Source organism: Streptomyces sp. LS1784 (assembly GCF_020103755.1).
GTDB lineage: Bacteria > Actinomycetota > Actinomycetes > Streptomycetales > Streptomycetaceae > Kitasatospora.
Genome location: NZ_JAHSQD010000045.1, coordinates 17,482 through 28,902 on the forward strand (window position 1 = coordinate 17,482; position 11,421 = coordinate 28,902).

Annotated in this window: 5 protein-coding genes; 3 read left to right on the top strand and 2 right to left on the bottom strand. The window is 73.3% G+C overall.

The window, feature by feature from the left end:
• Window positions 1-41: 41 nt before the first annotated feature.
• Window positions 42-2,261, top strand: a complete 2,220-nt coding sequence (glgX, locus tag KS423_RS08625) for a glycogen debranching protein GlgX (protein WP_224276830.1) — start codon at window positions 42-44, stop codon at window positions 2,259-2,261.
• A 13-nt stretch (window positions 2,262-2,274) separates the two neighbouring features.
• On the opposite strand, the gene KS423_RS08630 is transcribed toward glgX, so the two are convergent.
• Window positions 2,275-3,702: a family 2B encapsulin nanocompartment shell protein gene (locus tag KS423_RS08630; RefSeq protein ID WP_224276831.1), complete on the bottom strand. Its 1,428-nt coding sequence runs from the start codon at window positions 3,700-3,702 to the stop codon at window positions 2,275-2,277.
• Window positions 3,703-3,936: 234 nt separating this feature from the next.
• Here KS423_RS08630 and KS423_RS08635 point away from each other — a divergent pair, with 234 nt between their 5' ends.
• Together KS423_RS08635 and KS423_RS08640 are read left to right on the top strand one after the other, a co-directional pair.
• Window positions 3,937-5,778 carry an ABC transporter ATP-binding protein gene (locus KS423_RS08635; RefSeq protein ID WP_224276832.1) on the top strand — a complete coding sequence of 614 codons (1,842 nt, stop codon included), beginning with the start codon at window positions 3,937-3,939 and terminating at the stop codon, window positions 5,776-5,778.
• Window positions 5,775-7,646: an ABC transporter ATP-binding protein gene (locus KS423_RS08640; RefSeq protein ID WP_224276833.1), complete on the top strand. Its 1,872-nt coding sequence runs from the start codon at window positions 5,775-5,777 to the stop codon at window positions 7,644-7,646. The genes KS423_RS08635 and KS423_RS08640 overlap by 4 nt, the downstream gene beginning before the upstream one ends.
• Before the next feature lie 160 nt (window positions 7,647-7,806).
• Here the strand turns inward: KS423_RS08640 and glgP are convergent, their stop codons facing one another.
• Entirely contained in the window at window positions 7,807-10,473 is a 2,667-nt protein-coding gene (gene glgP, locus KS423_RS08645) for an alpha-glucan family phosphorylase (RefSeq protein ID WP_224276834.1), read from the bottom strand.
• Window positions 10,474-11,421: the final 948 nt, after the last annotated feature.

Sequence of the window (11,421 nt, forward strand, 5' to 3'; positions counted from 1 at the left end):
TGAACTGAGTCCGGAACACCCCGCCCAGGGAGGGTACGGCCATGGCGTCAGGGCAGGAGCTGGAAGCCGGGGCACGGCCGCACGGCCACCCGTACCCCGCCGAGCCACCGTGGCCCGGCAGCTGGCAGCCGCTCGGCGCCCGCTACCGCACCGACCGGCTCGGCCACCGGGGCACCAACTTCGCGCTCTGGGCGGCCGGCGCCGAGGCCGTCGAGCTGTGCCTGTTCGACGAGAACGGCCGGGAGAGCCGGCACCGCCTCACCGAACAGGACTTCCAGGTCTGGCACGGCTTCCTCCCCGGCGTGCGCCCCGGCACCCGCTACGGCTTCCGCGTGCACGGCCGATGGGACCCGTGGACCGGCGCCCGCTGGAACCCGGCCAAGCTGCTGCTCGACCCGTACGCCCGCGCCGTCGACGGCTGTTACACCTCGCACGACGCCGCCTGCTCCGCCGTCCGCAACTGGCCCGAGGCGGACGTCGCCGACACCGTCCGGGACAACCGCGACTCCGCGCCGTACGTGCCCAGATCCGTGGTCGTCCACGATGACGACGACTGGTACGACGACCACCGCCCGAAGACCCCGTGGGCCGAGACGGTGCTCTACGAGCTGCACGTGCGCGGATTCACCATGCGCCACCCCGACGTCCCGCCGGAGCTGCGCGGCACCTACGCCGGTCTGGCCCACCCGGCCGCCGTCGCCCACCTCACCCGGCTCGGGGTGACCGCCGTCGAGCTGCTGCCGGTGCACCAGCACGCCAGCGAGGACCACCTGCAGGCCCGCGGGCTGGTCAACTACTGGGGCTACAACACGATCGGCTACTTCGCCCCGCACGCCGGCTACTCCGCCTCCGGCTCCCGCGGCGGCCAGGTCGGCGAGTTCAAGCGGATGGTCCGGGCCCTGCACGCCGCCGGGATCGAGGTGATCCTGGACGTGGTGTTCAACCACACCGCCGAGGGCGGCGCACTCGGCCCGGCGCTCTCGTTGCGCGGCATCGACAACGCCACCTACTACCGCCTCCCGCCGAACCATCCGCGCGGCTACGCCGACTACACCGGCTGCGGCAACACCCTGGACACCCGCCGCCCGCAGGTGATCCGGCTGATCACCGACTCGCTGCGCTACTGGGTCGCCGAGATGGGCGTGGACGGCTTCCGCTTCGACCTGGCGGCCGCCCTCGCCCGCGGCGGCCCGAACGGAGGCGACGCCGTCGACATGGACCACCCCTTCCTCGCCGCCGTCGCCCAGGACCCCCTGCTCAGCCGGGTGAAGCTGATCGCCGAGCCCTGGGACGTCGGCCAGGGTGGCTACCAGGTCGGCGGCTTCCCCCCGCTGTGGGCCGAGTGGAACGACAAGTACCGCGACACCGTACGGGACTTCTGGCGCGGCGCCCTTCCGGACGTGCGCGATCTCGGCTACCGCCTCTCCGGCTCCTCCGACCTCTACCAGCGGGCCGGCCGCCGCCCGTACGCCTCGGTCAACTACGTGACGGCGCACGACGGTTTCACCCTTCGCGACCTGGTCTCCTACGACCGCAAGCACAACGAGGCCAACGGCGAGGACAACCGGGACGGCAGCGACGACAACCGCTCCTGGAACCACGGCACCGAGGGCGAGACCACCGACCCGGCGGTCAACTCGCTGCGGCTGCGCCAGCTGCGCAACCTGACGGCCACCCTGCTGCTCTCCGCCGGCGTCCCGATGCTCACCGCCGGGGACGAACTGGGCCGCACCCAGGGCGGCAACAACAACGCCTACTGCCAGGACAACGAGGTCGGCTGGCTGGACTGGTCGCTGCTGGAGAAGCCCGCCTGGCAGGAGCTGTGCGAGCTCACCGCCCGGCTGGTCCGGCTGCGCCGGGCCCACCCGGTGCTGCGCCGGCGGGCGTTCTTCTCCGGCCGGGCCGTCACCCCCGGCGGCCGGCCGGACCTCGCCTGGTTCACCCCGCGGGGCGGGGAGATGACCGAGGCCGACTGGTTCACGCCGACCGCCTGTCTCGGCATGCTGCTCTCCGGCACCGCGATGTCCGAACGGGACGAGTCCGGGCTGCCGCTCAGCGACGACAGCTTCCTGCTGCTGCTCAACGCGGGCCACGAACCGGTGGTGTTCACCCTGCCCGGCGAGCCCTGGGCGGCGCCGGCGGCCGGGTGGGAGACGGTGGTCGACACCGCCGCGGACCCGGACGAACCGTGTCCGCGGGGCGCCGTCGTCCTGGGCGGGCGCGCGCTGCAGCTGCTGCGCGCGCCCGCCCGCTCCGCCTAGACACGCCCCCGGATCAGCTCTGGGCGCGCCCGAGCTCGACGTTCTCCAGCACGCCGATCGCGTCCGGCACCAGCACCGCCGCCGAGTAGTAGGTGCTGACCAGGTACGAGGCGACCGCCTTCTCGTCGATGCCCATGAACCGAGCGTTCAGGCCCGGCTCCACCTCGTCCGGGATGTTGATCTGGGTGAGGCCGACCACGCCCTGGTTGTCCTCACCGACACGCATCGCGATGAACGCGCTGGTCTGCTGGTCGGACACCGGGATCTTGTTGCACGGGAAGATCGGCACCCCGCGCCAGGTCGGCCGCTGCTTGCCGAGCACGTCGACGGTGGCCGGGTAGACGCCGGCCCGGTTGCACTCCCGCTCGAAGGCCGCGATCGCGCGCGGGTGGGCGAACAGGTAGTCGGTGTCGCGGCGCATGCTCAGCAGCTCGTCCAGGTCGTCCGGGGTGGGCGCCCCGGTGCGGCTCTGGATCCGCTGGTCGAAGTCGGCGTTGCCGAGCAGGCCGAACTCCGGGTTGTTGACGAGCTCGTGCTCCTGCCGCTCCCGCAGGGCCTCGATGGTCAGCCGCAGCTGCTCCTCGGTCTGGTTCATCGGCTTGTTGTAGAGGTCCGCGACCCGGGTGTGCACCTTGAGGACGGTCTGCGCGACGCTCAGCTCGTACTCGCGCGGCCTCAACTCGTAGTCCACGAAGGCGCCGGGCAGCTCGTACTCGCCCCGGTGGCCGGCCGAGAGGTCGATCTCCGCCTCGCCGTGGCCGTTCTGCGCCTGGGCGGCGTCGGCGGCGAAGCCGAGCAGCTGCTCGCGCAGCGACTCGGAGCGGCCGATCAGTTCCTGGAGCACCGGCCAGGACAGCACCATCGCGACCCCGGCAGTGCTCGCCTTCACGGTGTACGGCCAGCTGCCGCCGCCCTCGGTGATCGCCGCGTCGCCGATGGGGTCGCCGTCCGCGAGCGAGCCGAGCACGGCCTGCTCGCCGTACTTGCCGGTGCCGATCCGGTCCACCTTGCCGTGCGCGATCAGGAGCACCTCCTCGACCGGCGCCCCCTCCTGCACCAGCACGTCGCCCTGCGCGAAGTCCCGCTGCACGAACCGGCGGGCCAGCTCGGTCAGCACCTCCTCGTCCTCGTATCCGCGCAGCACCGGCACCTCGGCCAGCGAGGGGGCGATCACGGTCACCGCCGAGCCGGTCTTCGCGAAGCTCACCCGGCCGCGCCCGGGGGCGTAGCTCAGCCGCCGGTTGACCCGGTAGGTACCCGCGCTGACCTGCACCCACGGCAGCATCTTCAGCAGCCAGCGGGAGGTGATCTCCTGCATCTGCGGCTTCGACTTGGTCGTCGTCGCCAGGTTCCGCGCCGCGGTCGTGCTGAGGCTGAGCCGGGCCCGCACGTGCACGGTTGCGGTGCCGGGTCCGGGGGTGGGTTCGGCTTCGACCGTCATCTGCGCACTCCTGTCACTCGCATGTCACTGAGCATCCGTCAGGAGATGTCATCGGCCGATCGGCGGGCGCCCGCAAGAGGCGCACGGCGCACTCCTCCCCGCACGAACGGCCGCGCGCGCCCCGCGCATCACGCCCGGTCCCGCCCGTTCGGGTGGCCGGTTCTCGCCGGACGCCGCCGTCAGGGGTGAAAAACCGGATGAGAAGTGACGGGATCTCTGCCTACTCTCACCGCGATGGCCGAGAACAGACAAGACCCCGAGAGCCCGACGCCGGAAAGCCCCCGAACCGACGGAGCCGGCCCGGCCGGGCCCGGACCGCGGCACTCCGCGGTCCGATCCCTGCTGCGCCTGTGGCCGTACGCCCGCGCCGTCCGCGGCCGGCTGGCCGTCTCGGTGACGGCCGCCACGCTCGGCATGCTGAGCACCCTCGCCGTCCCGGTGGTCCTCGGCCTGATCGTGGACGGCCCGCTCGCCGAGCACGACCTGGCCGGCCTCTGGCCGCTGGTCGGCCTGCTGCTGGTCCTCGGCCTGGTCGAGTCCGCACTGTTCTACACCCGCCGGGTGGTGCTGGCCCGCCCGCTGGCAGGGCTGGAGACGGCGATGCGCGGGGACCTCTTCGCCAAGCTCCAGCGGCTGCCGGTCTCCTTCCACGACCGCTGGGGCTCCGGCCAGCTGCTCTCCCGGGCCACCGCCGACATGTACACCATGCGGCTGTTCCTGGCCTTCCCGCTGGTCTTCCTGATCGTCAACTCGGTGATGTTCCTGGTCGGCACCGTGGTGATGTTCACCCAGGACTGGCGGCTCGCGCTGATCGCCCTGGCACCGGTCGTCCCGCTGTTCGTGCTCACCCGGCGCTTCGAGTCCGGCTACTCCGGCGCCGCCCGGCTCGCCCAGGACCAGAACGGGGACATCGCCACCGTGGTCGAGGAGTCCGTCCTCGGCATCCGCATCCTCAAGGCCTTCGGCCGCCACCGCTCGATGGCCGAGCGCTTCCGCGCCCAGTCCCAGGAGCTGCGCCGCACCGAGCTGCGCAAGGCGCACCTGCTCGCCAACCTCTGGGCGGTCATCGTCGGCCTGCCGGAGATCGCGCTCGCCTGCGCCCTCGCCGTCGGCGCCTACCTGGTGGCCCACGACGAGCTGAGCGCCGGCGCCCTGGTCGCCTTCCTCTCCACGGCGCTCGCGCTGCGCTGGCCGGTCGAGTCGCTCGGCTGGCTGCTCGCCTACGCCAACGAGGCGGCCACCGCCACCGACCGCTTCTTCGAGGTGCTGGACGAGCCGGACACCCCCGACCCGGGCACCGCCGCCGAGCTCGCCGCCCCGGACGGCATCCGCCTCACCGGCGTCCGCTTCCGCTACCCCGACGCCCCCGAGGACAGCCCCGACCTGCTGGCCGGCATCGACCTGCACATCCGCAGCGGCGAGACGATGGCCCTGGTCGGCGCCACCGGCAGTGGCAAGACCACGCTCACCGCACTGCTCCCCCGGCTGTACGAGGCCACCGCCGGCACCATCACGCTGGACGGGCGGGACATCCGCGAACTGCCCCGGCAGCGGCTGCGCGAACTCGTCGCGGTCGCCTTCGAGGAGCCCACCCTGTTCTCCGCCACCGTCCGGGAGAACGTCCTGATGGGCGCCCCGGGCGCCGGCGAGGAGCAGCTGCGCACCGCCCTCGCCACCGCCCAGGCCGGCTTCGTCGAGAAGCTCCCGCAGGGCCCGGACACCGAGGTCGGCGAACAGGGCCTGAGCCTGTCCGGCGGCCAGCGCCAGCGCCTCGCGCTGGCCCGCGCCGTGGTCGGCGACCCGGCCTTCCTGGTGCTGGACGACCCGCTCTCCGCCCTGGACGTGCACACCGAGGCCCTGGTCGAGCGGGCGCTGCGCGAGGTCCTCGGCACCACCACCGCCCTGGTGGTCGCCCACCGCCCCAGCACCGTGCTGCTCGCCGACCGGGTCGCGGTGCTGGCGGACGGCCGGATCGAGGCCGTCGGCACCCACCAGGAGCTGCTGCGCGACTGCGCGCACTACCGAGAACTCATGTCGGGCGAGGCCGTCCTGGTGCCCGAGGGGAGCAGCGCATGACCACCACCGCCGAACCCACGAAGGCCGAGCCCGCCGCGGCGGCCGAGGAGGAGCTGCCCGCGCCGCCCGCCGACGAGGAGGACATCCCCGTCCCGCCGGGCGCGCCCCGGGCGCTGCTGCGCTCGCTGCTCGGCCCGCACCGGGCCCGGATCACCATCGCGATGGTGGTGATCCTGGTCCAGCAGGCCGCGCTCCAGTCCGGGCCGCTGCTGGTCGCGGTGGCGATGGACCGCGGCATCCCGGCGCTGCGCGAGCACGACTCCGGCCCGCTGATCGCGGTCGTCGCGGCCTACCTGTTCTGCGCGCTGCTCAGCCCGGTGTTGCAGTGGGTGTTCATCAAGATCAGCGCCCGGATCAACCAGGACATCGTGCTGGAGCTGCGCGGCCGGATCTTCCGGCACGCCCAGCGGCTCAGCCTGGACTTCCACGAGCGCTACACCTCGGGCCGGATCATCTCCCGCGCCACCAGCGACATCGACGCGCTGCGCGAGCTGCTCTCCGAGGGCCTGCAGGAGCTGCTGACGGTCTTCCTGTCGGTCTGCTACATCGCGGTGCTGCTGCTGGCGCTGGACTGGCAGCTCGGCCTGGTCTCGCTGGCGGCCTTCGTGCCGCTGGCCCTGATCGTCCGCTCCTTCCGCCACCGCTCCCGCCGGGTCTACCGGCGCTCGCGCACGTCGGCAGCCTCGCTGATCGTCCGCTTCACCGAGACCATGAACGGCATCCGCCCGGTGCAGGCCTTCCGCCGGGAGAAGGCCAACGACGCCGCCTTCGCCGTGGTCAACGGGCAGTCCGCCACCGCGACCGCGGACGGCCTGCTGGAGATCGCCCGCTACGTCGGCCTCTCCCGCGCCACCGCCAACGTGTGGACCACCGGCGTGGTGCTGCTCGGCGCCTACCTGGTCGTGGACGACGCGCTGGAGCTGGGCGTGCTCACCGCCTTCGCGCTCTACCTGCGCCGGCTCTTCGACCCGATCGACCAGCTGGCGATGTTCCTGAACAGCTACCAGTCGGCCGCCGCCGCCCTGGAGAAGATCGCCGGACTGCTCGCCCACGAGCCGACCGTCGCCGAGCCGGCCGAGCCCGTCGAGCTGCCGGAGGCCGGGCCGGCGGAGGCCGGCGGAGAGGCCCGCAAGGGCCGTGAGGTCTCCTTCGAGGCGACCCGCTTCGCCTACCGGACCGGCAAGGAGGTGCTGCCGCCCTTCGACCTGCTGATCCCGGCCGGTCAGACGGTCGCGGTGGTCGGCGCGACCGGCGCGGGCAAGTCGACGGTCGCCAAGCTGCTGGCCCGCTTCTACGACCCGACCGACGGCCGCATCCGGCTGGACGGCGTGGACCTGCGCGACCTGGCCACCCCCGAGCTGCGGCGCGGGGTGGTGATGGTGACCCAGGAGTCCTTCCTGTTCTCCGGCACCGTCGCCGAGAACATCGCGATCGGCCGCCCCGGCGCCACCCGCGAGGAGGTCGAGCAGGCCGCCCGCGACATCGGCGCGTACGAGTTCGTCGCCGCCCTGCCGGACGGCTTCGACACCGACGTGCGCAAGCGCGGCGGCCGGATCTCGGCCGGCCAGCGCCAGCTGGTGGCCTTCGCCCGCGCCCTGCTGGCCGACCCGGCGGTGCTGATCCTGGACGAGGCGACCAGCTCACTGGACGTCCCCGGGGAGCAGGCCGTGCAGCGGGCGATGCGCACCGTGCTGGCCGGCCGGACGGCCGTGATCATCGCCCACCGGCTGTCCACCGTGGAGATCGCCGACCGTGTCCTGGTGATGGATCAGGGCCGGATCGTGGAGGACGGCTCCCCGCAGGAGCTGATCGACGGCTCCGGCCGTTTCGCCGCCCTCCACCGGGCATGGCGGGACAGCCTGGTCTGACGCCCCGTGCATGCGCCCGTCCGGGTGCGCCGTCACGCACCCGGACGGGCCACCCCACTTCCCGGCATGAGGAACGGGGGCGGCCGCGCGCACGGTTCACGGCCGTGACGTCCTCGGGCGGCTGCCGTCCTTCCGGAGCGGACGGCAGCCGCCCGCGAGGTCAGCGCAGCAGCCCGGCGTCCATCCCGGCCGACTCGGCCGGCAGGGCCACCAGCCCCGGCTCGGCCGACGAGGCCAGCCGCGGGTGCGCGGGCAGCACCCGGACGGTGTAGCCGAACGGGCCGGTCCGGCACAGCTCCAGCGAGCCCTCGTAGCGGGTACGGCCGTCCAGGTCGGGCCCGCCGACCGGCTTGAGGGCGAGCAGGCAGGCGTCCGAGATCCGGTCCCGCTCGTCCACCCGGCCGGAGACCGCCTGCACCTCGACGTCGCCCGGTGCCAGCGTCCCGAGCGCGACCTGCACCCGCAGCGCCAGCGAGCTGCCCAGCTCCTGCGCCTCGGCCGGGCAGTCCGCCTCGACGTGCTCGACCCGGACGGCCGGCCACGCATCCCGGACCTTCGCCTTCCAGAGCGCCAGCTCGCGCGCGCCTCGGCCCTGCTGCCCCGCCAGCTCCCGCTGGGCCTGCGCCGCCGGGGCGTACAGCCGTTCGACGTACTCCCGGACCATCCGGCCGGCCAGCACCTTGGGCCCGAGGGTGACCAGGGTGTGCCGGACCATGGCGATCCACTGCTGCGGCAGCCCGTCCGCATCCCGGTCGTAGAACCGGGCGGCGACCTGGCTCTCGATCAGGTCGTAGAGCGCGGCTGCCTCGATGTCGTCGCGCCGATCGGCCTCGCCGCTGTCCGGGTCGAGCACCCCGCCGCTCTCGTCGGCGGTGGGGATCGCCCAGCCGTTGCGGCCGTCGTACCACTCGTCCCACCAGCCGTCCAGGACGGACAGGTTGAGGCAGCCGTTGAGCGCGGCCTTCATCCCGGAGGTGCCGCAGGCCTCCAGCGGGCGCAGCGGGTTGTTCAGCCAGACGTCGCAGCCCGGGTAGAGGCGCTGGGCCATCGCCATGTCGTAGTCCGGCAGGAAGACGATCCGGTGCCGCACCGCCGGGTCGTCGGCGAAGGCGACCATCTGCTGGATCAGCCGCTTGCCGCCGTCGTCGGCCGGATGGGCCTTGCCGGCGACCACGATCTGCACCGGCCGGGTGGGGTGGAGCAGCAGGGCGCGCAGCCGCTCCGGGTCGCGCAGCATCAGGGTGAGCCGCTTGTACGAGGGCACCCGGCGGGCGAAGCCGATGGTGAGCACGTCGGGGTCGAGCACCGAGGAGACCCAGCCGAGCTCGGCCTCGCCGGCCCCGCGCCGGCGCCAGGAGGCGTGCAGCCGGCGGCGGGCCTCCTCCACCAGCTGGGCCCGCAGGGTGCGCCGCAGCTCCCAGACCTCGGTGTTGCCGATCCTCTCCAGGCCTGTCCAGCGCCGGGTCTCGCCGGTGGTCATGGCCTCCTCGGCGCGCTCGGCGCCCAGCTCGGCCGCGCCGAGCCGGACCACCGCCGGGTCGATCCAGGTGGCGGCGTGCACGCCGTTGGTGACCGAGGTGATCGGCACCTCGGCGGGGTCGAAGCCGGGCCACAGCCCGTTGAACATCGAGCGGCTCACCTCGCCGTGCAGGGTCGAGACCCCGTTGGCGCGCTGGGCCAGTCGCAGGCCCATGGCGGCCATGTTGAACAGCTTCGGGTCCCCGTCGCGCCAGCTCTCGGCGCCGAGCGCGAGCACCTGGTCGACCGGCACGCCCGGCAGCGCGGCGTCGCCGCCGAAGTGGCGGGCGACCAGCTCGCGGTCGAAGCGGTCGATGCCGGCCGGGACGGGCGTGTGGGTGGTGAAGAGGGTGCCGGCCCGGACGGCCTCCAGGGCGGCGGCGAAGTCGAGGCCGGTGCGGTCCTCGGCGACCAGTTCGCGGATGCGTTCCACGCCGAGGAAGCCGGCGTGGCCCTCGTTGGTGTGGAAGACGTCGGGGGCGGGGTGCCCGGTGAGCCGGCAGTAGGAACGCACCGCCCGGACGCCGCCGATGCCGAGCAGCATCTCCTGGAGCAGCCGGTGCTCGCTGCCGCCGCCGTACAGCCGGTCGGTGACGTCCCGCTCGGCCGGCGAGTTGGCCTCGATGTCGGAGTCGAGCAGCAGCAGTGGGACCCGCCCGACCTGGGCCTTCCAGATGTGGGCGGCCAGGGTGCGGCCGCCGGGCAGGACGAGGTCGACCCGGCTTGGGGTGCCGTCGGCCTCCCGCAGCATGCTGACCGCGAGTTCGTCCGGATCGAGCAGTGGGTAGCGCTCCTGCTGCCAGCCGTCCCGGCTGAGGGACTGGCGGAAGTAGCCGTGCCGGTAGAACAGGCCGACGCCGATGATCGGCACGCCGAGGTCGCTGGCGGCCTTGAGGTGGTCGCCGGCCAGGATGCCGAGCCCCCCGGAGTACTGGGGCAGCGCGGCGGCGATGCCGTACTCGGGCGAGAAGTAGGCGATCGCGGCGGGCAGCGCGGCGGCGTCGGACTGCGGCCTGGTCTGGTACCAGCGCGGGCCGGTGAGGTACTCGCGCAGGTCGTCGGCGAGGTCGCCGAGTCTGCGCAGGAAGCGCCGGTCGGTGGCGAGCGCGGCCAGCCGGGCGGCCGGGACGTCCCCGAGCAGCCGGACCGGGTCCTCGCCGGTCGCGGCCCAGACCTCCGGGTCCACGGACCTGAAGAGGTCCCTGGTCTCGGGGTGCCAGGACCAGCGCAGGTTGAGGGCCAGCTCGTGCAACGGCTGGAGTTGTTCGGGCAGGACGGTGCGGACGGTGAATCTGCGGATTGCCTTCACGGCGTGAAGCGTAGCCTCGGCGGTCGGCCGGACAGCGCGTCAAGCAGGCTATTGGGCATCCGTTCGGCCTATTGATGAGATCGCATTCGGCGCATTGGTCTGCACGGGGGCGCGCGAGGCGCACATTTCAGGGGGCCCGCGCTACCAATACGTGAACTCTTCGGTACGGGTCCATTTCCGATGGCTCATCCACTCGCGGGACGGCCCGAAACTACTGTCGTACCGCTGCAAAAACCTTGTCGCCGGTGCGAGGATGACCGAAGGTCGTTGATGCTGTGGGGAGTCCGACGACGGGTGGCGTCCCCCGCGAAGCAGCACGTCCGAATCCTTTTCGTGTTGGCCGTTCCCGTCCTTCTTAGCCCATTCGGCGCTCGCCGCGCACGGACGCGTGTCCTCGCGCCCGGCCCGCTCGTTCACGGGTGGACCGGGTCGCCCGGGGACGCGCCCCGTGGAGGCGTGCGCCGGGACGCACACGGGCTCAGGGGCGCCCCACCACCGGTTCGGCGGGCGCCGGGCAGGTTGCCGGGAACAGCGGCGCGGGCAGGCTCCGGTCGCACGTCCTCCCCACCCAGCAGTCCTCCGGCACTCCCCCGGCCCGACCCCGGCCCGCGGGGAGCTGCCGCCGATCTCGGGCAGGAGTTTGGCATGCACGGCGACACGCGGGACCAGTCCACACCGGTGGCCGAAAGCCTCGACGCAGCGGTCGCGGAATCCGCCACACGGATGGATTCTGACACTCGGACAGATCCGGCGATGCCGGCGCCGAGGGCTTCCGGGGCGGTCCCTGGCGGATCCTCCGAAGCCCAGCCCTCCGCGGCACCGCCCTCCGCACCGGCCCGGCACCCCGGGACCGAGGAGGACCGGACCGCGGCACCCCGCAGGCGCACCACCACGCGCCGCGCCACCGCCACCGCGTCGGCCACCACCCCGAAGGCCGGCGCCGGGGCC

Bases quoted from the DNA above. Each gene is read 5' to 3' on its own strand.
- glgX (WP_224276830.1), top strand. From the start codon at position 42: ATGGCGTCAGGGCAGGAGCTGGAAGCCGGGGCACGGCCGCACGGCCAC.
- KS423_RS08630 (WP_224276831.1), bottom strand. From the start codon at position 3,702: ATGACGGTCGAAGCCGAACCCACCCCCGGACCCGGCACCGCAACCGTG.
- KS423_RS08635 (WP_224276832.1), top strand. From the start codon at position 3,937: ATGGCCGAGAACAGACAAGACCCCGAGAGCCCGACGCCGGAAAGCCCC.
- KS423_RS08640 (WP_224276833.1), top strand. From the start codon at position 5,775: ATGACCACCACCGCCGAACCCACGAAGGCCGAGCCCGCCGCGGCGGCC.